Below are 25,854 nucleotides of genomic sequence, written 5' to 3'. Positions count from 1 at the left end.
GACATCGATGAAGGAAGCAACCATGAACGAACGTCTCAAGGCCCTGGCCGACGCCGGGGTGTCCATCTGGCTCGATGACCTGTCCCGCGCCCGGCTGACCTCCGGCAACCTGCAGGAACTGATCGACGAGAAGTCGGTCGTCGGCGTCACCACCAACCCGACGATCTTCGCGGGCGCCCTCTCCAACGGCGAGAGCTACGCCGAGCAGGTCAAGCAGCTGAAGGCCGAGGGTGCCGACACGCTCAAGGCGATCCGTACGATGCTCCCGGACGACGTACGCGACGCCTGTGACGTGTTCGCGCCGATCTACGAGTCCAGCAAGGGCTTCGACGGCCGCGTGTCCATCGAGGTCGACCCCCGCCTCGCCAACGACACCGACGAGACGATCGCCCGCGCCAAGCTGCTCTACGACCTCGTCGACCGGCCCAACGTGCTGGTCAAGATCCCGGCGACCCTCAGTGGGCTCCCGGCCATCTCGGCGACGATCGCCGCCGGCATCAGCGTCAACGTGACGCTGATCTTCTCCGTGGAGCGCTACCGCCAGGTGCTCGAGGCCTACATGACCGGGCTGGAGAGCGCCGCCGAGGCGGGCAAGGACCTGTCGTCCATCCACTCCGTCGCCTCGTTCTTCGTCTCCCGCGTGGACACCGAGATCGACAAGCGCCTCAACGCCATCGGGTCGGACGAGGCCAAGGCGCTCAAGGGCCGCGCGGCGATCGCCAACGCCCGCCTCGCCTACAAGCTGTTCGAGGAGACCATCGCCTCCGACCGCTGGCAGGCCCTGGCCGCCAAGGGCGCCAACCCGCAGCGCCCGCTGTGGGCCTCCACCGGCGTGAAGGACCCCTCGTACGACGACACCATGTACGTCGCCCAGCTCGTCGTCGACGGCGTGGTCAACACCATGCCCGAGAAGACCCTGAACGCCTACGGCGACCACGGCGTGACCGAGGGCGACACGATCACCGGCAACTACGACGACGCCCAGAAGGTGTTCGACGAGCTGAAGGCCGTTGGCATCGACATGGACGACGTCTTCGAGCTCCTCGAGACCGAGGGCGTGGACAAGTTCATCGTCTCCTGGAACGAGCTCCTGGAGACCGTCGGGCAGGCCCTGGCCAAGGCCTGATCTTTTCCGAACCACTGGGGGGCTGGCACGATGGTGCCGGCCCCCCAGTGTCGTCCGGGCCTCGCGACAGTTCCTCGGCGCAGCGCCACCGGCGCCCGCCACCCTGCCAGGCCGGCCTACCCCGTCCCTATTGGTTGAAGTCTCAACGAGATGTAGGCTGGCTCCGCACCTCCGAACCGAAGGAGAACAATGACCCCGGACAGCGCAGCAGCACCCGCTTCGCAGGCCACCGACGACGCGTACACCAATCCCCTGCGGGACCCGCGCGACCGGCGACTCCCCCGCATCGCCGGACCCTCCGTCCTGGTGATGTTCGGCGTGACCGGCGACCTCGCCCGCAAGAAGCTGATGCCTGCGGTCTACGACCTCGCCAACCGCGGCCTGCTGCCGCCCGGCTTCGCGTTCGTCGGGTTCGCCCGGCGTGACTGGGAGGACCAGGACTTCGCCGAGGTCGTCGGTGAGGCGGTCCGCCAGCACGCGCGCACCCCGTTCCGCGAGGAGGTCTGGCAGCAGCTGCTCAGCGGTATCCGCTTCGTCCAGGGCGAGTTCACCGACGACGAGGCGTTCGCCCGCCTGAAGGCGACGCTGGACGACCTGGACCGCACCCAGGGCACCGGCGGGAACCACGCCTTCTACCTGTCGGTCCCGCCGAAGTTCTTCGACGTGGTGCTGGAGCAGCTCAAGCACCACGGCATGGCCGACCAGCAACACGGCTGGAAGCGCGTCATCATCGAGAAGCCGTTCGGCCACGACCTGGCCAGCGCCAAGCAGCTGGAGAAGGTGGTCTCGGCCTCCTTCACCGAGGACCAGGTGTTCCGGATCGACCACTACCTGGGCAAGGAGACGGTCCAGAACCTGCTGGCACTGCGGTTCGCGAACACCATGTTCGAGCCGCTGTGGAACAACAACTTCATCTCCCACGTGCAGATCACCATGGCCGAGGACATCGGCATCGGCGGCCGGGCCGGGTACTACGACGGCGTCGGCGCCGCCCGCGACGTGATCCAGAACCACCTGCTGCAGCTGTTCGCGCTCACTGCGATGGAGGAGCCGACCGGCATGGGCGCCTCGGTCCTGCGGGCCGAGAAGGAGAAGGTGCTGGAGGCAGCCAGCGCCACCCGCAAGTTCGACCTGCACACCGCCCGCGGGATCTACGCCGGCGGCTGGTCCGGCGGCGAGCTGGTCAAGGGCTACCTCGAGGAGGACGGGATCCCCGAGACGTCGACCACCGAGACGTACGCCGCCATCCGCGTGGACGTGCACAACCGCCGCTGGGCCGGCGTGCCGTTCTACCTGCGGACCGGCAAGCGGATGCCCTCCCGGGTGACCGAGGTGGCGCTGCAGTTCAAGACGCTGCCGTTCGTGCCCTTCAACGCCCATGACACGGCCACCCTGGGAGGCAACTCCCTGGTGCTGCGGATCCAGCCCGAGGAGGGCGTGACGCTGCGCTTCGGCGCCAAGGTCCCCGGGACCCAGATGGAGGTCCGCGACGTCAACATGGACTTCGACTACGGCTCCTCCTTCACCGAGTCCAGCCCCGAGGCGTACGAACGACTGATCCTCGACGTGCTGCTCGGCGACCCGCCGCTGTTCCCCCGCAGCAAGGAGGTCGAGGAGTCCTGGCGCATCCTCGACCCGGTCCTCGACTACTGGGAGGGCACCGGCACCCAGCCCGAGACCTACCGTCCCGGCACCTGGGGCCCGAAGTCGGCGCGCGACATGCTCGCCCGCGACGGCTTCACGTGGCGTCGTCCCTGACCATCCGCAGCTGACGAGGAGTCCGACATGACAATCGAGATGAAGAACACCACTGCCGCGAAGGTGGCCAAGGCCCTCCTGGACTGGCACCGCGAGCGCGGCAGCTCCGGGAGCGGCATGGTCCACACGTTCGTCGTGGCCACCGACCGCGACGACTTCGACGAGGCCTACCAGGCCGCCCTGGCCGCCAACCGCGAGCACCCCTCCCGGATCCTGATCGTGGTCCGCGACCCCGGCGCCGAGGACGGGCTGGACGCGGAGATCCACACCGACTCCGACGCCCGCGGCGACATGATGGTCCTGACGATGCGTGGCCGTACGGTCGAGCACCCGGGCTCGGTGCTGCGCCCGCTGCTGGTCCCCGACCTGCCAGTGGTCGTCTGGTGGCCGAACGAGGCGCCGGAGGACCTGCTGACCGACCGGATCGGCAAGCTGGCCGATCGCCGGATCACCGATGCGCTGGGCGCCGAGGACCCCACCCAGGCCATCATCGACCGGGCCTACTACCACTCCCCTGGCGACAGCGACCTGGCCTGGACCCGGACGACGCGCTGGCGCGCCCTGCTCGCGGCCGCCCTGGACCAGGTCAAGGCACCGGTCACCGCGGCGACGGTCGAGGCGGCCACCGACAACGCGCCGGCCAGCCTGCTGGCCGCCTGGCTCGAGCTCAAGCTGGGGGTCGAGGTCACGGTCTCCCGGACCGACGGGCCCGGCATCACCGCCGTACGGATGACCACCCCGTCCGGCCCGATCGAGATCGTGCGGATCGGGCCGGACGAGACCGTCTACCGGGTGCCCGACCAGCCGGAGCGGTCGGTGGCCCTGCGGCGCCGTCCGGTCGCCGAACTGGTCACCGAGGAACTGCGCCGGATGGACGACGACGTGGTCCTGGCCGACGTGCTGGCCGAGATGGTCCGCCAGAACGGCCAATGCGCACTCGACCTGTCCGGCCACCCCGGGAACCTGCAGCACCCCGTGCAGCCGTCGGCGTAGGGGTGCGGCGTCGGGCTCAGGGGTGCGGCGTCGGCTCAGGGGTGCGGCGTCGGCTCAGGGGTGCGGCGTCGGCTCAGGGGTGCGGCGTCGGCTCAGGGGCTGGGGTGCTGGGCCACTGAACCCGTAGGACGAGATCCGCCGGTTGGTCCGGCCCGGAGATCCGGGTCGGGTCGACCGGCGGAGTCGTACCTGCGGCGACGTCATGGAATCAGCGGTGCGGCGGCGTGGTCGCGGCGCCACCAGGAGGCACGCGGCGGGCGTGGGCCAAGCCCTCCTCGCTGCCCTTCACAGACTTCACTGCCCACTTCTGAGCCCACTGCCCCTGCAAGGGCAGCGAGTGCGGCCAACAGCAGTGAGGCCGATCAAGGGCAGCGAACCGAGACCGGCCAACGACAGCGAGCCCGGTAGCCCACCCTCGTGGCGTGGTTGCGGCGCCACCAGGAGGCACGCGGCGGGCGTGGGCCAAGCCCTCTTCGCTGCCCTTCACAGACTTCACTGCCCACTTCTGAGCCCACTGCCCCTGCAAGGGCAGCGAGTGCGGCCAACAGCAGTGAGGCCGATCACGGGCAGCGAACCGAGACCGGCCAACGACAGCGAGCCCGGTAGCCCACCCTCGCCCGGCACCCCGCGAGAAACAATCCGGGCCAGTGCGCTGAACAGGCGGGCCAGTGCGCTGATCAGGCGGGCCAGTGCGCTGAGCAGGCGGGCCAGGACCGCGCAGGGGCACCACCGAGCCCGCCGTGCGATGACGGCCTCAGTGCGGTGTGCTCAGTAGATGACCTCGCCGTTGGCCCGACGGTCGCGCAGCGACTGCAGTGCCTCGGCCAGGATCTCCTTCGCCTCGGCGTCGGAGCGACGCTCCTTGACGTACGCGAGGTGGGTCTTGTAGACGGCGGTGTGCGGACGCGCCGGAGGATTGAGCATGTCGGTGTTGGCGGGCAGGCCGCAGCGCGGGCAGTCCCACTCGGCCGGTGCCTCTGCTCCGGCCGCGAAGGCGGGGCGGGTCTCGTGCCCGTTGGCACAGAAGTACGAGACGTACATCCGCGCGGCGACGTCACCGCGATCAGCCTCACCCATGGGCCCCGCGCCGACACGGCTGCCCCGGATCGCGCTACCACCGATCACTTGATGTTCCCCTCAATCCGTTCGGTCACTGGTCGATGCGTCACTGGCCCGGGTGGACCCGGTACAGCACGAGCAGCAGGATGATGCACGCCAGCCAGATGAGCCCGATGGTCAGGGTCAGGCGGTCGAGATTGCGTTCGGCCATGGACGAACCGCCCATCGACGAGGACATGCCTCCGCCGAAGAGGTCCGAGAGTCCGCCACCGCGATTCTTGTGCAACAGGATGAATCCGGTGAGGATCACGCTCAGGATCACCAACAGGATAGAGAGCGTCAGGATGGGCCACCACATGACGACAACCCTAACCCAGCCGGTCCTCCCCGCTGAAAACGGTGGCCACCGCGGACGGCGCGTGGGCGCGGCCGTTGCCACGCAGCTTTCCTAGGCGTCCGAACGCCGCGGTTCGGCACCCCATGGCTCCGCCAGGGCCGCCCGCAGCCGGTCCAGGTCCGTGCCGGCGCGGACCAGCACGGCTCGCTCGTCAGCAGCGACCCGCAGCAGGGCGAGCATCAGGTGGCGGGAGGCGATGGAGCGGTCGCCGAGCCTGAGCGCCTCACGCACCGCCATCTGGATGGTCGCGCTCATCGCCGGATCGAAGGCCACGGGCATGAGTGGGGACGGCAGCGCGCGGGCCTCGCGGCGCCGTCGCTGCTTGCCGTCGATCCGGCGGGCGGCGCCGACCAGGTCGGTCCGTCGGCCGGCGGCCAGGTAATCCGGGACCGCGCCCGCGGCACGCAGCGCGGCGCGCACCCCCGGCGCCTCCTCCGCGAGCGTCACCAGCAGGTGACCCGGCACGGTGTCCGGCCAGCCCGTGTCCGCCGCGACCGCCGTGGACACCACCACCATCCGGAAGGCCTCCTCCGTGAACGTGTCGAACATCGTCCTCCTCGGGCTCCGGGGCGCCACATGCGAACGCCCCTCGTGCGGACATTCAGCCATGCCGGCGGGCCAGGAACGCCGGGGACGGCCACCGGGCGGACCGGGAACGCCCGGGGGCGGGCACCCGGCGGACGGGTACCCGCCCCCGGGACGGATTCCTGCAAGGAGGCCTGCCGACCGGCAGGCCCAAGGGTCAGGCGTAGAACGTGACGATCGGGGTGAAGTCCTCGGCCTTGAGGCTCGCGCCTCCGACCAGGGCACCATCGACGTCCGGCTGCGCCATGATCTCCTTGACGTTGGAGGCCTTCACCGAGCCGCCGTACAGCACGCGGACGGTGTCGGCGACATCGGCGCCGAACGAGGAGCCGAGGCTGGCACGGATCGCCGCGCAGACCTCCTGGGCATCCTCGGGGGTGGCGACCTCGCCCGTGCCGATGGCCCACACCGGCTCGTACGCCACGACGACCTGGGCGACCTCCTCGGCGCTCCAGCCGGCGAAGGCACCCTCGACCTGGGCGACCGTGTACTCGACCTGGCGCCCCTCCTTGCGGATGTCGAGGCCCTCACCGACGCAGACGATCGGGGTCATCCCGGCCTCGATCACCTTGCGCGACTTGGCGTTCACGATCTCGTCGGTCTCGGCGTGGTACTCGCGGCGCTCGGAGTGGCCGACCGTCACGTAGCTGCAGTTGAGCTTCTGCAGCATGGTGGCGGAGACCTCACCGGTGTACGCACCGGAGTCGTGGGCGGAGACGTCCTGGGCGCCGAAGCCCAGCGGCAGCTTGTCCGACTCGATCAGGGTCTGCACCGAACGGATGTCGGTGAAGGGGGTCAGCACGACGCACTCCGACTTCTCGGAGTCGTAGTCGGCGTCGGCCAGCGCCCAGGCGAGCTTCTGGACCAGGCTGGTGGCCTCGAAGTGGTCCAGGTTCATCTTCCAGTTGCCGGCCATCAGGGGCTTGCGAGTCATGAGGTGATCCCTTCTCAGCCGAGGACGTCGATGCCGGGGAGGACCTTGCCCTCGAGGTACTCAAGGGAGGCGCCACCACCGGTGGAGATGTGGCCGAACTGGTCGTCGGAGAAGCCCAGGTTGCGTACGGCGGAGGCGGAGTCTCCGCCACCGACGACGGACAGGCCGTCGACCTGGGTCAGCGCATCGGCGATGGCACGGGTGCCGTCGGCGAAGTCGGCGACCTCGAACACGCCCATCGGGCCGTTCCAGAAAACCGTCTTCGCACCCTTGATGGCCTCCGCGTACAGCGCGGCGGTCTTCGGGCCGATGTCGAGGCCCATCTGGTCGGACGGGATCTTGTCGGAGTCGACCACGGTCTTCTCGAACGGGCCGTCACCAGAGGGGAAGGAGGGCGAGACGACCGTGTCGACCGGCACCAGGATCTTCTTGCCGGCGGCCTCGGCCTGCTCCACGTACTTCTTGCAGGTCTCGATGTTCTCCGCGTCGAGCAGCGAGCTGCCGACCTCGTAGCCCTGGGCCTTGAGGAAGGTGTACGCCATGCCGCCACCGACGACGAGGACGTCGGCGAGCTGGAGCAGGTTGTCGATCACACCGAGCTTGTCGGCGACCTTCGAGCCGCCCAGGACCACCACGTACGGGCGGGCCGGGTCCTCGGTCAGCTGCTTCATGACCTGCATCTCGTTGTACACGAGCTTGCCGGCCGCGTTCGGCAGCTTCTTGGCCAGGTCGTACACGGACGCCTGCTTGCGGTGCACGACACCGAAGCCGTCGGACACGAAGACATCACCGAAGGCGGCGTACTTGTCGGCCAGCGCCTGGCGCTCGGCCTCGACCTTGGACTCCTCGCCCGGCTCGTAGCGCACGTTCTCCAGCATCACGACGTCACCGTCGGACATGCCGGCGACCAGGGCCTCGGCCGAGGGGCCGACGACGTCCTCGGCCAGCTTGACCTCGACACCCAGCAGCTCGGACATCCGCTTGGCCGCGGGGGCCAGGGAGTACTTCGGGTTCACCTGGCCCTTGGGGCGGCCGAGGTGAGCCAGCACGACGACCTTGGCGCCGGCGTCGCGCAGGGCGTTCAGGGTCGGCAGGGATGCGCGGATACGGCCGTCGTCGGTGATGGTCTCACCGTCCAGCGGGACGTTCAGGTCGCAGCGGATGACGACTCGCTTGCCCTGGAGATCACCCAGATCTTCGATTGACTTCACTTCGTACCTTCCTGAGGGGATGACTGCTGCGGTTGGTGCCATGGGGCCCCGACCCGGGCGGGAGGGACCGCTCAACGTACGTCGGCCGGGTGCGAACGACGGGGCTGGCCAGCGGCCAACCCCGTCGCGGTGTGCACAGTCGACCGGTGGATCAGGTCAGAGCTTGGAACCGACCAGGACGGCCAGGTCGACGAGGCGGTTGGAGTAGCCCCACTCGTTGTCGTACCAGGTGACGATCTTGACCTGGTTGCCGATCACCTTGGTCAGGCCCGAGTCGAAGATGGTCGAGTGCGGGTCGGTCTCGATGTCCTTGGAGACGATCGGGTCCTCGGTGTACTTGATGACGTCCGGGGTGGCCTCGGCAGCCTTCTTGACGGCGGCGTTCACCTCGGCGACGGTGGTCTCGCGGGAGGCCTCGAAGGTCAGGTCGACGACCGAACCGGTCGGGGTCGGCACGCGCAGGGCGTAGCCGTCGAACTTGCCCTTGAGCTCCGGCAGGACCAGGGCCACGGCCTGGGCCGCACCGGTCTTGGTCGGGACGATGTTGAGGGCGGCGGCGCGGGCGCGACGCAGGTCGCTGTGCGGGCCGTCCTGCAGGTTCTGGTCGGCCGTGTACGCGTGGATGGTGGTCATCAGGCCCTTGATGATGCCGAACTCGTCGTTCAGCACCTTGGCGATCGGGGCCAGGCAGTTGGTGGTGCACGAGGCGTTGGAGATGATGTTGTGCTTCTCCGGGTCGTACTCGCCCTCGTTCACGCCGATGACGATGGTCTTGTCCTCGTTCTTCGCCGGGGCGGAGATGATGACCTTCTTGGCGCCGGCCTTGAGGTGCGCGTCGGCCTTGGTCGCGTCGGTGAAGCGGCCGGTGGACTCGATCACGATGTCGGCACCGATCTGGCCCCACGGGAGCTGGGCCGGGTCCTTCTCGGCGTAGGCCATGATCTTGTGGCCGTTGGCGGTGATGGACTCCTCGTCGTACGTGACCTCACCCTCGAAGCGGCCGAGGATCGAGTCGTACTTGAGCAGGTGAGCGAGGGTCTTGTTGTCGGTCAGGTCGTTGACGCCCACGACCTCGACATCAGCGCCGGAAGCGATCAGGGCACGGTAGAAGTTGCGGCCGATGCGGCCAAAACCGTTGATGCCAACCTTGACGGTCATGTGCTGTGTCTCCTTGAAAGACGACTGGGCGGCTGCGGGATCCACCGCTTCCGCCCTTGCGGACAACGCAAGCCTATAAAGCCTCCCTGACGAACTTGGAGGCGGGGTCCTGAATTCGAGGCACGTTAGGATGTTCGGGGGTGCCTTCGTCCGGTACCGTCCCCAGGTCCCCGGCGCCCCCCTGCAGCGCTGCGAAAGGACCGAAGATGCTCCGTACGAACCGCGTCGACGACGCCATCACCTCTGGCCGGACGGCGGTGAACGCCTGGGTCACAATGGAGTCCACGTACGTGGCCGAGATCCTCTCGTACGCCGGCTTCGACGCGGTGACCATCGACGCCCAGCACGGCATGTTCGGCCGGGACGCGATCATGGCGATGCTGCAGGCCGTGTCCGCGGGGCAGGCCTCCCCGTTCGTCCGCTCCCCCAGCCAGGACCCGCGCGAGATCGGCTGGCTGCTGGACGCCGGGGCGTACGGGATGATCATCCCCGACGTGGCCACCCGCGAGCAGGCCGAGATCGTCTCCCGGGCCTGCTTCTACCCGCCGGCCGGGACCCGCTCCCTGGGCCCCACCCGCGGCACGCTCTACGCCGGCGCGACCTACTACCAGGACGCCGACAAGGTGATCCAGGTCTGGCCCCAGATCGAGTCGAAGGAGGGCTACGACAACATGGAGGACATCATGTCGACCCCCGGGCTCTACGGGGTCTTCGTCGGTCCGAACGACCTCGCCCTCAGCATGGGGCTGAAGGCCGGCGGGACGATGCCGCAGCAGATCGTCGACATGGTGCACACGATCCTGGAGCGCTCCCACGCCCACGGGCTGAAGATGGCGATCTACTGCGCCGACGCCGACGAGGCCAGGTACTGGGCTGCGGAGGGTGCCGACCTGGTGAACCCGAGCAGTGACTCCGGGCTGCTGCTGACCGGCGGTCGCGAGCAGGTCGCGCACATCCTGGGCGACAAGGCCCCCGACCGCACCGGGGAACCCAAGGCCTACTGACGCCCCGCCGTCCCGGGCCCGGGCTCAGGCCCGGCCCGGGCGGTCCTGGAACACGCTGGCCTCGGTGTCCGGGATGCCCAGCTCGGCGGCCCGCTTGTCGGCCATGTTGAGCAGCCGGCGGATCCGGCCGGCGATGGCGTCCTTGGTCAGCGGCGGCTCGTGCATCCGACCGAGCTCCTCCAGACTGGCCTGCTTGTTCTGCATCCGCAGCTCCCCGGCCCGCACCAGGTGGTCGGGCACCTCGTCGCCGAGGATCTCCAGGGCACGCTCGACCCGTACGCTCGCGGCCACCGCGGCCTGCGCCGAGCGGCGCAGGTTGGCGTCGTCGAAGTTCGCCAGCCGGTTGGCGGAGGCCCGCACCTCGCGGCGCATCCGGCGCTCCTCCCAGACCATCACCGAGTCGTGGGCGCCCAGCCGGGTCAGCATCGCGGCGATGGCGTCGCCGTCGCGGATGGCGACCCGGTCGATGTCACGGACCACGCGGGCCTTCGCCCCGATCCCGAGGCGGCGCGCCGAGCCGACCAGGGCGAGGGCCGACTCGGGTCCGGGACAGGTGACCTCCAGGGCCATCGACCGGCCCGGCTCGGTCAGCGAGCCGTGGGCGAGGAACGCGCCGCGCCACGCAGCCACCGCGGCATCGAGGTCGCCACCGACGATCTGCGGCGGCAGGCCCCGCACCGGGCGGCCGTGGTGGTCGATCAGGCCCGTACGGCGGGCGAGGTCCTCCCCGTTGCTGGTCATCCGGACCACGTAGCGGGTCGCTCGGCGCAGCCCGGAACCGTTCACCACGACCAGGTCGGAGGAGTAGCCGAAGACCTCGCTGATCGCCGTCCGGAGCCTGCGGGCGGCCCCGCCGGTGTCGAGGTCGGCCTCGATGACGATGCGTCCCCCGGCCAGGTGCAGACCGCCGGCGAACCGCAGGGTCGCGGCCATCTCCGCGATACGTGCCGAGGTCTTCGTGACCGATACCGTCGACAGTTCTGCCTTCACCTGTGGGGTCATCGCCATTGCCCCATGCTCCCACACCCGGGCGCACCGATCGGAACGGCGAGAGTCAGAGACCCATCACCTCGGAGTAGGCGGCGGCCAGCCGGAGCGGGTCGTGGCGCGCCGTACCGTCGCGCATCGCCATGTCCGCGACCACCAGCTCGGCGCCCAGCGAGGCGGCGAACCCCTCCAGGTGCTCGCGGTCGTCGGCGACGAAGCGTGGATCGGCCAGGACCACGTCCAGGCGCAGCGTCGGGGCGTGGTCCGCCAGTGCCTCCAGGTGCCGGGAGGGGGTGAAGCCGGAGGTCTCCCCGGCCGGCCGCAGGTTCATCGTCAGGATCCGCTTGGCCCGGGTCTGCACCAGGGCACGGGCCAGGTCGGGCACCAACAGGTGCGGGATCACCGAGGTGAACCACGAGCCCGGGCCCAGGATCACCCAGTCCGCCTCGTGCACCGCCTGCAGGGCCTCGGGCGCCGCCGGCGGGTCGGTCGGGATCAGCCGGATCGCCGACACCTCCGCGGTCGTGGTCGCGACCTGGTACTGCCCGCACAGCACGCTGGTCTCGTCCGGGTGGAGCGGGTCGTCCCCGATCACGTCCGCGACGATCTCCAAGGGCACCGACGACATCGGCAGGACGCGACCACGGCTGCCGAGCAGGGAGGCCACCATGTCGAGCCCGGTCACGGCGTCGACCTTCTGCCACAGGCCGGCGATCAGCAGGTTGCCGATCGCGTGGCCACCGAGCGGGCCGTCCCCGGCGAAGCGGGACTGCAGGATGTCGGCCCACAGCCGGCCCTGCGAGTCGTCGCCGCACAGGGCGGCCAGGGCCATCCGCAGGTCCCCCGGCGGCAGGATGTCGAACTCCTGGCGCAGCCGCCCGGAGGAGCCGCCGTCGTCGGCGACGGTGACGACGGCGGTGAGCCTGTCGGTGATCCGGCGCAGCGCCGACAGGTTCGCGTACAGGCCGTGTCCCCCACCCAGCGCTGTGACGGCAGGACGGCGGCCGAAGGTCAGGTCGGCTGCCAGCATGTCAGACCAGCTCCGCGTCGCGGTGCACGATCGAGGTCGGTACGCCGTGCTCCTCGAGCCGGCGGCCCAGGTCGATCGCCATCGACGTCGACCGGTGCCGGCCGCCGGTGCAGCCGATGGCGATCGTCATCAGCCACTTGCCCTCCTTGGTGTAGCCCGGGATGACCACCTCGGTCAGCAACGACTCGACCCGGTCCAGGTAGTCCACGGCGCCGTCCTGGCCCAGGACGTAGTCGCGCACGGGCTGGTCCATCCCGGTCATCGGGCGCAGTTCGGGGATCCAGTGGGGGTTGGGCAGGAAACGTACGTCCAGGACCAGGTCGGCGTCGATCGGGACGCCGTGCTTGAACCCGAAGGAGACGATGCTGGCGCGGAACCTGCGCTCCGGCCCGCCGTAGGCGTGCCCGACCCGGTCCCGCAGCTGGTGGACGTTCAGGTTGGTGGTGTCGATCACCTGGTCGGCCACCGAGCGCAGGGCGCTCATCTGCTCCCGCTCGGCGCGGACGCCGTCCAGCAGGCGTCCGCCCGCCTGCAACGGGTGGGGGCGGCGGGCCGACTCCTGGCGGCGGATGATGATCTCGTCGGACGCCTCCAGGAAGAGCACCTCCGGCTCGACCTGGATCTCGCTGGACCGCAGCTCCTCCAGGGCCGGCAGCAGGTCTCGGAACAGGACCCGGCCACGGACATCGAGCACGATCGCCAGCCGGTAGATGCCGGCGCCACCGAGGAGCCGGACCAGGTCCGGCAGCAGCCGGGGCGGCAGGTTGTCGACCACGTACCAGCCGGCGTCCTCCAGGGCATCGGCGGCGGTGGACCGCCCGGCGCCGGTCAGGCCGGTGATGACGACTACGCGCTGTTCCTGGGCTGCCACGCCCCCATTATGGTCCACCCGGGGACATCCCGAGGCGGCTCCGCCATACGGGAGGGCCCTCAGGCCTCGGTGATCTCGCCGGTGGCCGTGTTGAGGACCTCGCGGGTCGGGGCCGAGCCGACCGCCTCCAGCACGGCCCGGGCGGTCGTCGGCCCGAAGCCCGGCAGGGCCCTGACCTGCTCCTCGGTGGCCTCGCGCAGCTTGCTGACCGAGCCGAACTCCTTCATCAGCGTGGCCCGGCGCGCCGGGCCGAGGCCGGCGACGTCGTCCAGCACGGACTCGAGCATCGAGTGGCTCCGCCGGGTCCGGTGGTGGGTGATCGCGAACCGGTGCGCCTCGTCACGGACCCGCTGCATCAGGTAGAGCCCCTCGGAGGTGCGCGGCAGGATCACCGGGTGGTCCTCCTCCGGCAGCCACACCTCCTCCAGGCGCTTGGCCAGCCCGCACAGGCCGATGCCGGTGATGCCCAGGTCGGCGAGGGCCCGCCGGGCCGCCTCCACCTGGGGCGGGCCGCCGTCGACGACCACCAGGGCCGGCGCGTACGCGAACTTCAGCGGCCGGCCGGTCGCCGGGTCGACCAGGCCCGGGGCGCCGTCGTCGCCGGCATGGGCGCTCCTGAGCACCTCCTGCTCGGCGAGCATTCGGGTGAAGCGGCGGGTGATCACCTCGTACATCGACGCCACGTCGTTCTGGCCCTCGACGTCCTTGATCGTGAAGCGCCGGTACTCCGAGCGGCGCGACAGGCCGTCCTCGAACACGACCATGGAGGCGACGACGTTGGTGCCCTGCAGGTTGGAGATGTCGTAGCACTCGATCCGCAGCGGCGGCTCGGGCAGGTCGAGGGCCCGCTGGATGTCCTCCAGTGCCTGGGTGCGGGCGGTCAGGTCGCCGGAGCGCCTGGTCTTGTGGCGGGCCAGCGCCTCCTCGGCGTTGCGCGTGACGGTGTCCATCAGGGTGCGCTTGTCGCCGCGCTGCGGGACCCGCAGGTCGACCCGGGCACCGCGCCGCTCGCACAGCCAATCACGGTAGACGTCGGCGTCCTCGGGCAGGACCGGGACGAGGACCTCCTTGGGGATCGGCATCCGCTCCCCGTTCACCTCGCCGTCGGCGACCTCCAGCTCGCCGGCCGCCCCGTACAACTGGGTCAGGAAGGTGCCGACCAGCTCGTCGTCGCCCTGGTCCGCGGTCCGGTCGGCAACCCAGCCGCGCCGGCCACGGATCCGGCCGCCCCGGACGTGGAAGACCATCACCGAGACCTCGAGCGGCTCGGCGGCCATCGCGATCACGTCGGCGTCGGTCCCGTCGCCGAGGACCACGGCGTTCTTCTCCATCGCCAGGTTGAGCGCGGCGATGTCGTCGCGCAGCACCCCGGCCCGCTCGAACTCCAGGTTGGCCGAGGCGGTCGACATCTCGCGCTCCAGCCGTCGCACCAGACCGGTCGAGCGGCCGGCCATGAACTGGCAGAAGTCGTCGGCGATCGCCCGGTGCTCCTCGGCGCTCACCCGGTCCACGCAGGGGGCGGAGCACTTGCCGATGTAGCCGAGCAGGCAGGGCCGGCCTGCCGCCCGGGCGTTCTTGAAGGTCCCGGCGCTGCACGAGCGCATCGGGAACACCCGTAGCAGCGTGTCGACGGTGTCGCGGATCGCCCAGGCGTGGCCGTACGGGCCGAAGTAGCGCCAGCCGCGGCGCTTGTTCCCGCGCCCCACGAAGACCCGGGGGTACTCCTCCGACCAGGTCACCGCCAGCCACGGGTAGGACTTGTCGTCCCGGTACATGACGTTGAACCGGGGCTCGAACTCCTTGATCCAGGTGTACTCCAGGCCGAGCGCCTCGACCTCGTTGCGGACCACCGTCCAGTCGACCCGTGCGGCCGTCCGCACCATCGTCTGGGTGCGCGGATGCAGCCCGGCGAGGTCGGCGAAGTAGGAGTTCAGGCGCTGGCGCAGGGACTTCGCCTTGCCCACGTAGATGACCCGGCCGTGCTCGTCGCTGAACCGGTAGACCCCGGGATCGAGCGGGATCGACCCGGGGGCGGGACGGTACGTGGACGGATCTGCCATGGCGACCAGCATAGGTCGGCGCCCCTCACCGCCCGGCCCCCGGACGACGAGCGGGCCCCTCCCGGAGGAGGGGCCCGCAGTCGGGTGGTCAGCGCACTGCGCTCAGGCGCCGAACCAGTCCCTGGTGTACCGGGCGACGGCCCGCTCGAAGCTGTCGTCGCTGTGGCGTGCGGCGATCCAGTCCTTGATGTCGCCGGCCGCTGCGGCCGCCTGGCGACGGCAGCCCTCCGGATCGGTCACCGCCTGGTACAGCAGCTGCTCGGCCTGCTCCTCGGTGTCGTAGAAGAACGGGTACCCCTCCGGCAGCAGCGCCCTGGCCCACGGCAGGTTGGGGAACACCCCGACCGCCCCGGCCAGCAGTGCCTCCAGGTACTCCATGCCGTACGACTCGTCGGCGGCGGTGGCCAGGAAGGCCGTGGTGTACGCCAGTCGCTCCCAGTACTCGTCGCGGCTCGTCGTCGGGCCGACCCAGGTCCACTTCTCACGGGAGATCCTCATCGCCCGCTCGGTGACCAGGTCCTTCTCCAGCAGGCGCATCTCCAGCGTGATCGGCGTACGGGCCGCCACGGCGGACACGACCCGCAGGAACAGGTCGGGGCGCTTGCGCTTGGACAGGCTGACGGCCGGGTAGAGCACGATCGGGATCTTGGAGGCCTGGTGCGGCCGGGCGTGCTCCAGCCGGATACCGAGGTTCTCCCAGCCGAGGACCGCCTCCTTGCGCAGGGCCGGGACGGTCCAGCGATCGAGGATGCAGCGCACCTCCCCCGCGGTCCGCTCCGAGTTGGCGAAGGTCGGGAACAGGCCGAACGCCAGGCCGAGGGAGGCCTGCTGGACCTGCTCGGGGTACTCCGACACGTTGCGCCAGAAGAAGTTCATCACGTGCGGCGTGGGGGTGTGCTCCTTCAGTACTCCCCAGACGAGCGGTGAGTCGAGGACATCCATGTTGATGACCACGGTGCTGGCACCGTCGATGAACTCCAGTGGCATCTCGTCGAAGCCGTTGCAGCGGCGCTGCTCGGGCCCGACCAGGATCGGCCGGGGGAAGAGCCGGAGGAGCCGCCGGACCAGGGTGGGACCGGCTCCCCTGCTGCTCACGTCCCCATCGGCGTCGACCAGTTGCTCGTGGCTCAGCGAGCCATACTTCACCGCGACGCGCTTCACCGCATCGGCGGGTGCCTTGGGCGGGACGGACACCGTGCTCACCTCCCCTGGGGAACTGTGCCGAGCGGACGCTCGACGGACTCGGCATGCCGCGGTACGGCCGTCCCGGCCGCCAGCGGGACGGGCCCGCCGATGGCCTGCTCGATCTCGTCCTCGAACTCGTCGTCGGCTCCGGTGTCCTCCAGGCGGGAGTTGATCCGCATGCTGTAGAAGGACCGGTACACGAAGAACGCCGAGGCCAGGAAGAACACCACCGCGAGCACGGCGACCAGGACGCCGAGACCGCGGGCGGTCAGGGCGACGGCGAGCTCGACCGCGAGCAGGCCGAACAGGGTGGTGAACTTGATCACCGGGTTGAGCGCCACGGACGAGGTGTCCTTGTACGGGTCACCGACGGTGTCACCGACGATGGTCGCCTCGTGCAGGGCCGTGCCCTTGGCGTGCAGGTCGGTCTCCACGATCTTCTTCGCGTTGTCCCAGGCGCCGCCGGCGTTGGCCATGAAGATCGCCTGGTAGAGGCCGAAGATCGCGATCGAGACCAGGTAGCCGATGAAGAAGTACGGCTCCACGAACGCGAAGGAAAGGGTGGCGAAGAAGACCCCGAGGAAGAGGTTCAGCATGCCCTTCTGGGCGTACTGGGTGCAGATCTCCACGACCTTCTTCGAGTCGGCCTCGCTGGCGCGGGTGACCGTGTCGTCGAGCTTGATGTTCTCCTTGATGAACTCGACCGCACGGTAGGCGCCGGCCGTGACGGCCTGGATGGTGCCGCCGGTGAACCAGTAGATGATGGCGCCGCCGGTGATCAGGCCGAGCAGGAACGGCGGGTGCAGCAGGGAGAGGTTCTCGATGCCGGTGGTCATGCCCTGGGTCAGGCCCATGATGATCGAGAAGATCATCGTGGTGGCGCCGACCACGGCGGTGCCGATCAGGACGGGCTTGGCGGTCGCCTTGAAGGTGTTGCCGGCGCCGTCGTTCTCCTCCAGCATCTGCTTGGCGGTCTCCCAGTCGGGACGGAAGCCGAAGTCGCGCTCGATCTCCTCGTCGATGCCCTCGATCTCCTCGATGGTCGACAGCTCGTACACGGACTGTGCGTTGTCGGTGACCGGACCGTACGAGTCGACGGCGATGGTCACCGGCCCCATGCCGAGGAAGCCGAAGGCCACCAGGCCGAACGAGAACACGGCGGGGGCGAGCATCATGGCGGCGAGCCCGGTGGTGGAGATGCCGTACGCCACGGCCATCAGGCCGACGATGGCGATGCCGAGCCAGTAGCCGGAGAAGTTGCCGGCGACCAGGCCGGACAGGATGTTCAGCGACGGGCCGCCCTGGCGCGAGGACTTGACGACCTCCTGGACGTGGCGGCTCTTGGTCGAGGTGAAGACCTTCACCAGCTCCGGGATCAGGGCACCGGCCAGGGTGCCGCAGGAGACGATCGAGGCGAGCTTCCACCAGACGCCTGCGCCCATGTCGGAGATCAGGGCATAGCTGGTCAGGAAGGTCAGCGCGATGCACATCAGCGAGGTGATCCAGACCAGGTTGGACAGCGGGATCTCGAAGTCCATCCGTTCGGCATCGCGGAAGCGCGCCCGGGTGATGGCCACGTTGATGAAGTACGACAGGGCCGAGGCGATCACCAGGACGGCGCGGATGACGAAGATCCACACCAGCAGGGTCACCTGGGTGGTCACGTTGGGCACGCCGAGCAGGATGAAGGTGACCAGCGCGACGCCGGTGACACCGTACGTCTCGAAGCCGTCGGCCGACGGGCCGACCGAGTCGCCGGCGTTGTCACCGGTGCAGTCGGCGATCACACCGGGGTTGCGGGCGTCGTCCTCCTTGATCTTGAAGACGATCTTCATCAGGTCCGAGCCGATGTCGGCGATCTTGGTGAAGATGCCGCCGGCGATCCGGAGCACCGAGGCGCCCAGGGACTCGCCGATCGCGAAGCCGATGAAGCACGACCCGGCGACCTCACCGGGCAGGAACAGCAGGATGACGAGCATCATGAACAGCTCGACCGAGATCAGCACCATGCCGACCGACATGCCCGACCGCATCGGGATCGAGTGCACCGGCAGCGGCTTGCCCTCCAGCGAGGCGAAGGCCGTCCGCGAGTTCGCGAAGGTGTTCACCCGGATGCCGTACCAGGCCACGCCGTACGAGCCGGCCATGCCGATCAGGCTGAACAGCAGGACGATGCTCACCCGTCCCCAGCCGAAGCCGACCAGGAACTTGTAGTAGGCGAAGATGACCGCACCGATGATCAGCCACAGGATCAGCAGGAACCGGCCCTGCGTCTCCAGGTAGGTCTTGCAGGTGGAGTAGATCAGCTCGGAGACCTCGTGCATGGAGCGGTGCACCGGCAGCTTGCGCAGCTGCGAGTAGGTCACCACGCCGAACAGCAGTCCGAACAGGCAGACGACCAGTCCGACCGCCAGCAACATCCGGCCGTTCATGCCACCGAGGAAGTCGACCTGGGACAGGTCGGGCAGGGCGAGGTTCGCCTCGCCGCCGACCTGGTGCCCCGCACCGGCGGTGCCGGAGCCCGCGGCACCGCACCCGGCGAGGAGCGTCACCAGTCCGACCATGGTCGCGACGAGCGCGACGCGGGGACTTCTACGGGGCGCATGCAAAGGGGTACGGGCCTGCGCCCGGGAGGGGTGATAGCGATTCGAATCCGTCATCACGGGATCCTGGCTTCCTTGCTCGGGACTTCGACGGGACGTCAGGTAGAAGTCTATGACGTCACGTAGTAGACAGCGGCACCGGGAGGGGTGAGCAAGATCTCTTGTGAGGATATTCACACCAATGCCGCCGTACGGCGCGGTCGGCCCGCGGTTTCGGGGCGACGGTTAACCTTGGGGCGTCGATCGCCCGTGACCGCCGAGCAGAGGTGCCGGCCGTACGCGGGCCACCCCCTCAGGAGGACCTGGATGCAAGCTCAGCGCCGCACCGTTTTCAAGCTCGCCGGAGGTGGCGTCGTCGCTGCTGGCGCCGCCGGGCTCCTGTCGGGCTGCGGAACGGACATGTACGGCGGCGGGGCCCGTCCCCGGACCAGGAACAACCGGCAGCTGCGCGTGAAGAAGAGCGAGATCCCGGTCGGCTCCGGCGTGATCTACCCCGACCAGGGCTACGTGGTGACCCAGCCGGTGGCCGGGACCTTCGAGGCGTTCTCCGACATCTGCCCGCACCAGGGCTGCCCGGTCCGCCAGATCACCGCCGACAACAAGATCCACTGCCTGTGCCACAACTCCTACTTCTCGGTCGCCGACGGGTCGCGCATCGAGGGACCGGCGCCGACCGGGCTGGAGCGGGCGCACGTCCAGGACAGCGGCGAGGAACTGGTCGTCACGGCGCTGAAGGGCTGATCCCTGCCGGGGCCGGGCTCTCCAGGACCGTCTTCAGGTAGCGCCCGGTCCACGACTCCTCGCAGGCCGCCACTTCCTCGGGAGTGCCCTCGACCACCAGCGAACCGCCGCGACGGCCACCCTCGGGTCCCATGTCGATGATCCAGTCGGCCGTCTTGATCACGTCGAGGTTGTGCTCGATCACGATCACCGTGTTGCCCTGGTCGACCAGCCGGCCCAGCACGCCGAGCAACTTGCGGATGTCCTCGAAGTGCAGGCCCGTGGTCGGCTCGTCCAGCACGTAGACGGTGCGGCCGGTGGAGCGTCGCTGCAGCTCGGCGGCCAGCTTCACCCGCTGGGCCTCCCCGCCGGACAGCGTGGTGGCCGGCTGGCCGAGGCGTACGTACCCCAGGCCCACGTCCACCAGCGTCTGCAGGTGCCGGGAGATCCGCTTGATCGGCTCGAAGAACTCCAGCGCCTCCTCGATCGGCATGTCGAGGACCTCGGCGATCGTCTTGTTCTTGTAGTGCACCTCGAGCGTCTCGCGGTTGTACCGCGCCCCGTGGCAGACCTCGCACGGCACGTACACGTCGGGCAGGAAGTTCATCTCGATCTTCAGGGTGCCGTCGCCGTGGCACTCCTCGCAGCGGCCGCCCTTGACGTTGAACGAGAACCGGCCCGGCCCGTAGCCGCGCATCTTGGCCTCGGGGGTCTCGGCGAACAGCTTGCGGATCTGGTCGAACAGGCCGGTGTACGTCGCCGGATTGGAGCGCGGCGTACGACCGATGGCCGACTGGTCGACGTGGATCACCTTGTCGATCCGGTCGATCCCGACCACCGAGCGGTGCTTGCCGGGGACGGCCTTCGCGGCGTACAGCTGCTTGGCCAGGGCGCGGTAGAGGATCTGGTTGACCAGGGTGGACTTGCCGGACCCCGAGACGCCGGTCACCGCGGTCATCACGCCGAGGGGGAACGTCACGGTGACGCGCTGCAGGTTGTTCTCGTACGCCTCGCGGACGACGATCTCCCGGCCCGGGGTGCGCGGTCGACGGACCGAGGGCACGGGGATCGAGCGGCGCCCCGACAGGTAGGCGCCGGTGATCGACTGGTGGTTGGCCAGCAGCTCCTCGTACGGCCCGGACACGACGATGTCGCCACCGTGCTCCCCCGCCCCCGGGCCGACGTCGACGATCCAGTCGGCGGCGCGGATGGTGTCCTCGTCGTGCTCGACGACGATCAAGGTGTTGCCGAGGTCGCGCAGGCGCTCCAGGGTGCCGATCAGCCGGGCGTTGTCGCGCTGGTGCAGGCCGATGCTCGGCTCGTCCAGCACGTACAGCACCCCGACCAGACCGGCGCCGATCTGGGTCGCCAGCCGGATCCGCTGCGCCTCGCCGCCGGACAGCGTACCGGCCGAGCGGGACAGGCTGAGGTAGTCCAGGCCGACGTCGACCAGGAACTGCAGCCGCACCCCGATCTCCTTGACCACCCGCTCAGCGATCTGCGACTCGCGCTCGCTGAGCACCAGGCCGCGGAGGAAGGCCGCCGCGTCGGCGACCGGGAGGTCGGCCACCTCGGCGATCGACTTCCCGCCGACCGTGACCGCCAGCGAGCTGGGCTTGAGCCGGCTGCCGTGGCAGGCGGTGCAGGGCACCTCGCGCATGTAGCCGGCGAACCGCTCCCGGGTGGTGTCGGTCTCGGCGTCGTCGTGGCGGCGGGTGATCCAGTGCACCACGCCCTCGTACGCGGTGGTGTACTTGCGCTCCCGCCCGAAGCGGTTGCGGTAGGACACGTAGACCGGGGCGCCGTGGCCGCCGAGGACCAGTCCCTGCACCTCGGGGCCGAGGTCGGCCCAGGGGGTGTCGAGGCTGAAACCCTCCTCCTTGGCCAGGCCCTCCAGGACCCGCATGAAGTACTCGCTGGTGTGCGAGCCGGCCCACGGGCCGATCGCCCCCTCGGCGATCGACTTGGTGTCGTCGGGGATGACCAGGTCGGGATCGACCTCCATCCGGGTGCCGATCCCGTCACACTCGGGGCAGGCCCCCCACGGGGAGTTGAACGAGAACTGGCGGGGCTCGAGCTCCTCGATGTTCACGTCGTGGCCGTTGGGGCAGGCCAGGTTCTCCGAGAACCGGACCTCGCGGTCCCGGTCACCGGCCGGCAGGTCGACGAAGTCGACCGCGACGATGCCCTGGGTGAGGCCGAGGGCGGTCTCGATCGAGTCGGTCAGCCGCCGCTTCGCACTGGCCTTGACCACCACCCGGTCGACGATGACGTCGATGTCGTGCTTCTTCTGCTTGGACAGCTTCGGCGGCGCACTCAGCTGGTGCTGTTCCCCGTCGACCCGGACCCGCGCGTAGCCCTGGCCGGCCAGCTCCTGGAACAGGTCGACGTACTCCCCCTTGCGGCCGCGGACGACCGGGGCGAGCACCTGCAGCCGGGTGCCCTCCTCCAGTTCGAGCAGCCGGTCGACGATCTGCTGGGGGGTCTGGCGGCTGATCGGCTCGCCGCAGATCGGGCAGTGCGGATGGCCGGCACGCGCCCAGAGTAGGCGCATGTAGTCGTACACCTCGGTGATCGTGCCGACGGTGGAGCGCGGGTTGCGGCTGGTCGACTTCTGGTCGATCGAGACCGCCGGGGACAGCCCCTCGATGAAGTCGACGTCCGGCTTGTCCATCTGCCCCAGGAACATCCGGGCGTACGAGGACAACGACTCGACATAGCGGCGCTGGCCCTCGGCGAAGATGGTGTCGAAGGCCAGGCTCGACTTGCCCGACCCGGACAGGCCGGTGAAGACGATCATCGCGTCGCGGGGCAGGCTCACCGAGACGTTGCGAAGGTTGTGCTGCCGGGCTCCCCGGACGATGATCCGGTCGTGCCCGACCCGTTCCAGCGCAGTGCCGGTGTCGGGGCCGAGGACACGTCCGATGGCCTCGTTGCTGGTATCGGTCGGCTTCTGGGGGCTCACCGCCACATCGTACGCACACCCCCCTGACAGGTCCGTATCCTGAGGGGATGAGCCACCGCTGGCCCGCCCCGGGCGCCCTCGAGCTGCTGGTGGCCGTGGCGGAGCAGGGCAGCGTGGGGGCCGCGGCCCGCTCGCTCGACATCGCCCAGCCCAACGCCTCGCGGACGTTGCGCCAGCTCGAGCGGGAGCTGCGGGTGGTGCTGCTGGAGCGTACGCCGCAGGGGTCGACCCTGACCCCGGAGGGCGAGCTGGTCGTCACCTGGGCCCGCGCCGTCCTCGGACAGGCCCAGACCCTCCTGGACGGGGTGGCACTGCTGCGCCGGGAGCGGGCGGCCCGGGTCGCGGTCGCCGCGACGCCCACGATCGCCGAGCACCTGGTCCCGATGTGGGTCGCCGAGCTGCGCAGCACCGCCAGGGCCCGGGCACCGCAGTGGTACCGGGCCGGCGCCGAGCACGGCAGTGCCTCCCTGGACCCGGCGGACGTGGAGGTGGACCTGGCCGTCGCCCCCAGCCAGGAGGTGGCCCGCAGGGTCGCCCGCGGGGAGTCCGCGCTGGGCTTCTCGGAGGAGCCGGTCCGCGCCGCTGGCCTGGAGGTGGTGACCTTCGGTTCGGAGGGACTGGTGGTGCTGGTGGCCCCGCACCACCCCTGGGCACGCCGCGAGGTGCCGGTGACCCCGGCCGAGTTGGCCCGCACCCCCCTGGTCCTGCCGGCCCTCGACTCCTCGGTCCGCCGGGCGCTCGACCACGCGCTCGCACCGTACGACCCGGTGCCGCCTCGGGCGGAACGGCCCACCGCTGCCGGGGTGCTGGCGGCGGTCGCCGCGGGCGCCTCGCCCGGGGTGCTGAACAGCCTGGACGCCGCCCAGGCGATCCGGGCGGCCCGGGTCTCGGCGGTCCCGACCGCCGGGCCGGGCCTGTCCCGGCCGCTGCAGGTGGTCTGGCCCAAGGGCGGCCGGCCCTCTGGGGTGGCAGGCGAGCTGGTCGGGATCGCCCTGGCCCATGCCCGTCGCCACGCCGCCCCCGGACCGGTCGGCTAGTGCGTGCGTCCCCTGTCGGGACGCCGGGGGGTGGGTTACGGTGGGAGGCGTGACGACGAAAACCCCCGGACCCGATGCCCTGAACGGGGCGCTCGCGGCGCTCCAGACCTCCACGCACGCGCTGCTCGGCGCGACCATCCAGGTCAGTGACGAGGACTGGGCCGGCCCGAGCGGGTTGCCGGGCTGGACGCGGGCCGAGCTCGCGGCCCACATCGCCCGGCACGCCGATGCCCTGCGCGGTGTCGTGGACGGCGCCCTGCGCGGCGAATCCGTCCCGCTCTACCCCACGCCCGAGGCGCGCGAGGAGGGCATCCGGGCCGGGGCCGGACGCTCCGGGCTGGCGATCCAGGAGGACCTGGACACCGCCTGCGGCGAACTCGACGCCAGCTTCGACAAGGTGAAGGACTGGTCGGTCCCGGTGGACTTCAGGGGCACCGAGCTACCGCTGGCCCTGCTGCCGTTCGGGCGGCTCGCCGAGGTCGTGCTGCACCACGTCGACCTGGCGATCGGCTACCGCCTCGAGGACCTGGACCCGGAGGTGGCCGGGTACGCGCTGGACTGGGCCGTCACCGCCATCGCCCGCAAGCCCGAGGCCCCGGCCCTGCGGCTGGTCGCCGACGAGGGACGTACGTGGACCGTCCCGGTCCCCGGTGATCCGGTCGAGGTGACCGGCTCGGCGGCCGGCCTGCTCGGCTGGCTGGCCGGACGACTGGGACCCGAGGCCGTCTCCGGAGCGGACGACGTCACCGTCCCCTCCTGGTGACCCCTATCCGAGCGAGAGGAACCAGCATGAGTCCTGTCGAGAAGTACCACGTGGAGCCGGGCGGCCCCGAGGTGAGGGTGCCCGTCGGGGAGCTGATGCTGACCAAGGCATCGGTCGGGCCGACCGACAACAACGCCTACCTCATCGCCGGCCCGTCCGGACCGATCGTCCTGGTCGACTGTGCCGCGGACGCCGATCGGCTCAGCGAACTGGCCGGCGATCGTACGGTCGGCCTCATCGTCACCACCCACCAGCATCCCGACCACATCCGGGTGCTCGCCGAGATGGCCGGGCGCACCGGGGCGTCGCTGGTCTGCGGCGAGCCGGACCGGGCCACGATCGAGGAACGTACGGGGACCCGGCAGCGCGGGGTGTGGGACGGTGACGTCGTGCGCTGCGACGGGATCGGGCTCGGCGTCATCGGCCTGGTCGGCCACACCCCGGGATCGATCACGCTGGTGATCCAGCAGGAGGGGGGCCCGGCCCACCTCCTCACCGGCGATGCCATCTTCCCCGGGGGACTGGGGAAGACGAACTCCCCCGAGGCCTTCGACTCCCTGTACGGCGACGCGGTCGCGAAGGTGTTCGACCGGTTCCCGGACTCCACGGTCATCCACCCCGGGCACGGCGACAGCACCACGGTCGGAGCCGAGCGCCCGCACCTGGAGGAATGGCGCCGACGCGGCTGGTGATCCCCCGGCGGGATCGACAGTGTCAGTCCCGGCGCGCGTCCAGGACGATGTCGATCGCGTTGCCCGCCGGCGTGGGTCGCAGGACCTCCTCCAGGCGCAGCACCTGCAGGTCGCCGGCGGCGAGCCGCAGGGTCTCGGGGCTGTCGAGCATGGCGGGGTCCTGGGGGCCGCCGACCCCCTCGGTGACGTTGCGCCGGGCATGTCCGACCACCAGCAGGTGGCCGCCGGGCGCGAGGTAGCCCCGCAGCCGGTCGTAGACCTCGGTCCCGATGTGCAGGAAGGCGACCAGGACCAGGTCGTAGCGCTGCTCGGGGGTCCAGGTCGTGACGTCGTCGACGACCCACTCGATGTCGAGGCCACGGCGGGCCGCCTCGTCGCGTCCCTTGTCCAGGCCGACGGCCGAGAAGTCAATCGCCGTGACCTGCCAGCCGTTCTCGGCCAGCCAGATGGCGTGACGTCCCTCGCCGGAGGCGACGTCGAGCGCGCGTCCCGGGGTCAGGCCCGCGACGGCGGCGACGACCTCCTCGTGCGGCTCGGCCCGCCACACCCGGGTGGCCTCGGCGTACCGGCGGTCCCAGTTCGCGGCATCAGCTGGCATCGTTCGTCCTTCTGTCGACTGGGCCCAGCCTAGCGCCCGATACCCGGGCCGGTATGCGTGGGCCAGGTGTGGGTCGCCCCGGTAGACGTCGGTCCCGTACGCCACGGACCGTGGCGCC

At 70.2% G+C, this 25,854-nt stretch carries 22 protein-coding genes; 8 read left to right on the top strand and 14 right to left on the bottom strand.

The features are described 5' to 3' along the window. Positions 1–22: 22 nt before the first annotated feature. From tal to GA0111570_RS02380, 3 genes are all read left to right on the top strand, one after another. Complete coding sequence (tal, locus tag GA0111570_RS02390; protein WP_092605917.1) at positions 23–1,126, top strand: transaldolase; 1,104 nt, start codon at positions 23–25, stop codon at positions 1,124–1,126. Positions 1,127–1,315: 189 nt separating this feature from the next. After that, positions 1,316–2,884: a glucose-6-phosphate dehydrogenase gene (gene zwf / locus GA0111570_RS02385; protein ID WP_092605916.1), complete on the top strand. Its 1,569-nt coding sequence runs from the start codon at positions 1,316–1,318 to the stop codon at positions 2,882–2,884. A gap of 27 nt (positions 2,885–2,911) precedes the next feature. After that, complete coding sequence (locus tag GA0111570_RS02380; RefSeq protein ID WP_092605914.1) at positions 2,912–3,877, top strand: glucose-6-phosphate dehydrogenase assembly protein OpcA; 966 nt, start codon at positions 2,912–2,914, stop codon at positions 3,875–3,877. A 768-nt stretch (positions 3,878–4,645) separates the two neighbouring features. Here GA0111570_RS02380 and GA0111570_RS02375 read toward each other — a convergent pair. From GA0111570_RS02375 to gap, 6 genes are all read right to left on the bottom strand, one after another. Then, on the bottom strand, positions 4,646–5,002 hold the full coding sequence (locus GA0111570_RS02375) for an RNA polymerase-binding protein RbpA (protein ID WP_092605912.1): 357 nt from the start codon (positions 5,000–5,002) through the stop codon (positions 4,646–4,648). Positions 5,003–5,042: 40 nt separating this feature from the next. Beyond that, on the bottom strand, positions 5,043–5,294 hold the full coding sequence (gene secG, locus GA0111570_RS02370) for a preprotein translocase subunit SecG (protein WP_092605910.1): 252 nt from the start codon (positions 5,292–5,294) through the stop codon (positions 5,043–5,045). 90 nt (positions 5,295–5,384) lie between these two features. Beyond that, positions 5,385–5,882 carry a Clp protease N-terminal domain-containing protein gene (locus tag GA0111570_RS02365; RefSeq protein WP_092605908.1) on the bottom strand — a complete coding sequence of 166 codons (498 nt, stop codon included), beginning with the start codon at positions 5,880–5,882 and terminating at the stop codon, positions 5,385–5,387. A gap of 193 nt (positions 5,883–6,075) precedes the next feature. After that, positions 6,076–6,852: a triose-phosphate isomerase gene (gene tpiA / locus GA0111570_RS02360; RefSeq protein WP_092605907.1), complete on the bottom strand. Its 777-nt coding sequence runs from the start codon at positions 6,850–6,852 to the stop codon at positions 6,076–6,078. Positions 6,853–6,866: 14 nt separating this feature from the next. Then, positions 6,867–8,063 carry a phosphoglycerate kinase gene (locus GA0111570_RS02355; protein WP_092605905.1) on the bottom strand — a complete coding sequence of 399 codons (1,197 nt, stop codon included), beginning with the start codon at positions 8,061–8,063 and terminating at the stop codon, positions 6,867–6,869. Positions 8,064–8,219: 156 nt separating this feature from the next. Further along, positions 8,220–9,221, bottom strand: a complete 1,002-nt coding sequence (gap, locus tag GA0111570_RS02350) for a type I glyceraldehyde-3-phosphate dehydrogenase (protein WP_092605903.1) — start codon at positions 9,219–9,221, stop codon at positions 8,220–8,222. Between the two features lie 206 nt (positions 9,222–9,427). Here gap and GA0111570_RS02345 point away from each other — a divergent pair, with 206 nt between their 5' ends. Further along, positions 9,428–10,225, top strand: coding sequence for an HpcH/HpaI aldolase family protein (locus GA0111570_RS02345; protein ID WP_092605901.1), 798 nt, complete (start codon positions 9,428–9,430; stop codon positions 10,223–10,225). 24 nt (positions 10,226–10,249) lie between these two features. On the opposite strand, the gene whiA is transcribed toward GA0111570_RS02345, so the two are convergent. The 6 genes from whiA to GA0111570_RS02315 all read right to left on the bottom strand — a co-directional run bounded on the left by whiA (position 10,250) and on the right by GA0111570_RS02315 (position 18,922). Continuing rightward, positions 10,250–11,233, bottom strand: a complete 984-nt coding sequence (gene whiA / locus GA0111570_RS02340) for a DNA-binding protein WhiA (RefSeq protein ID WP_092605900.1) — start codon at positions 11,231–11,233, stop codon at positions 10,250–10,252. Positions 11,234–11,279: 46 nt separating this feature from the next. Further along, on the bottom strand, positions 11,280–12,242 hold the full coding sequence (locus GA0111570_RS02335) for a gluconeogenesis factor YvcK family protein (protein ID WP_092605898.1): 963 nt from the start codon (positions 12,240–12,242) through the stop codon (positions 11,280–11,282). Position 12,243: 1 nt separating this feature from the next. Beyond that, positions 12,244–13,113, bottom strand: a complete 870-nt coding sequence (gene rapZ, locus GA0111570_RS02330; protein ID WP_092605896.1) for an RNase adapter RapZ — start codon at positions 13,111–13,113, stop codon at positions 12,244–12,246. 59 nt (positions 13,114–13,172) lie between these two features. Continuing rightward, positions 13,173–15,173 carry an excinuclease ABC subunit UvrC gene (gene uvrC / locus GA0111570_RS02325; protein ID WP_092606061.1) on the bottom strand — a complete coding sequence of 667 codons (2,001 nt, stop codon included), beginning with the start codon at positions 15,171–15,173 and terminating at the stop codon, positions 13,173–13,175. Positions 15,174–15,275: 102 nt separating this feature from the next. Beyond that, complete coding sequence (locus GA0111570_RS02320) at positions 15,276–16,367, bottom strand: glycosyltransferase family protein (protein WP_217633976.1); 1,092 nt, start codon at positions 16,365–16,367, stop codon at positions 15,276–15,278. Between the two features lie 5 nt (positions 16,368–16,372). Next, a complete protein-coding gene (locus GA0111570_RS02315; protein WP_092605894.1) occupies positions 16,373–18,922 on the bottom strand; it encodes a sodium-translocating pyrophosphatase in 2,550 nt (849 codons plus the stop codon). A 345-nt stretch (positions 18,923–19,267) separates the two neighbouring features. On the opposite strand from GA0111570_RS02315, the gene GA0111570_RS02310 reads away from it, so the two are divergent. Next, positions 19,268–19,702 (top strand): QcrA and Rieske domain-containing protein, encoded by a 435-nt coding sequence (locus tag GA0111570_RS02310; protein ID WP_092605892.1) that lies wholly within the window; start codon positions 19,268–19,270, stop codon positions 19,700–19,702. Here the strand turns inward: GA0111570_RS02310 and uvrA are convergent. Next, positions 19,683–22,571 carry an excinuclease ABC subunit UvrA gene (gene uvrA, locus GA0111570_RS02305; RefSeq protein WP_092606057.1) on the bottom strand — a complete coding sequence of 963 codons (2,889 nt, stop codon included), beginning with the start codon at positions 22,569–22,571 and terminating at the stop codon, positions 19,683–19,685. The genes GA0111570_RS02310 and uvrA overlap by 20 nt on opposite strands. A gap of 122 nt (positions 22,572–22,693) precedes the next feature. On the opposite strand from uvrA, the gene GA0111570_RS02300 reads away from it, so the two are divergent. The 3 genes from GA0111570_RS02300 to GA0111570_RS02290 are packed head-to-tail and all read left to right on the top strand — an operon-like array spanning position 22,694 to position 25,138. Beyond that, positions 22,694–23,683: a LysR family transcriptional regulator gene (locus GA0111570_RS02300; RefSeq protein ID WP_092605890.1), complete on the top strand. Its 990-nt coding sequence runs from the start codon at positions 22,694–22,696 to the stop codon at positions 23,681–23,683. A 49-nt stretch (positions 23,684–23,732) separates the two neighbouring features. Next, on the top strand, positions 23,733–24,446 hold the full coding sequence (locus GA0111570_RS02295; protein ID WP_175557277.1) for a maleylpyruvate isomerase family mycothiol-dependent enzyme: 714 nt from the start codon (positions 23,733–23,735) through the stop codon (positions 24,444–24,446). Between the two features lie 26 nt (positions 24,447–24,472). Then, the gene (locus tag GA0111570_RS02290; protein WP_092605886.1) at positions 24,473–25,138 is read left to right on the top strand and encodes an MBL fold metallo-hydrolase; all 666 of its coding nucleotides are present in this window, start codon (positions 24,473–24,475) and stop codon (positions 25,136–25,138) included. A gap of 22 nt (positions 25,139–25,160) precedes the next feature. On the opposite strand, the gene GA0111570_RS02285 is transcribed toward GA0111570_RS02290, so the two are convergent. Next, positions 25,161–25,736, bottom strand: a complete 576-nt coding sequence (locus tag GA0111570_RS02285; protein ID WP_092605883.1) for an SAM-dependent methyltransferase — start codon at positions 25,734–25,736, stop codon at positions 25,161–25,163. Positions 25,737–25,854 lie beyond the last annotated feature (118 nt).

Origin of the sequence: Raineyella antarctica, assembly GCF_900092135.1 — a bacterium.
In the GTDB taxonomy this organism is placed as follows: Bacteria; Actinomycetota; Actinomycetes; order Propionibacteriales; family Propionibacteriaceae; genus Raineyella; species Raineyella antarctica.
Note: the sequence above shows the minus strand (reverse complement) of the source record. Positions and strands in the feature narration are given on the sequence as shown.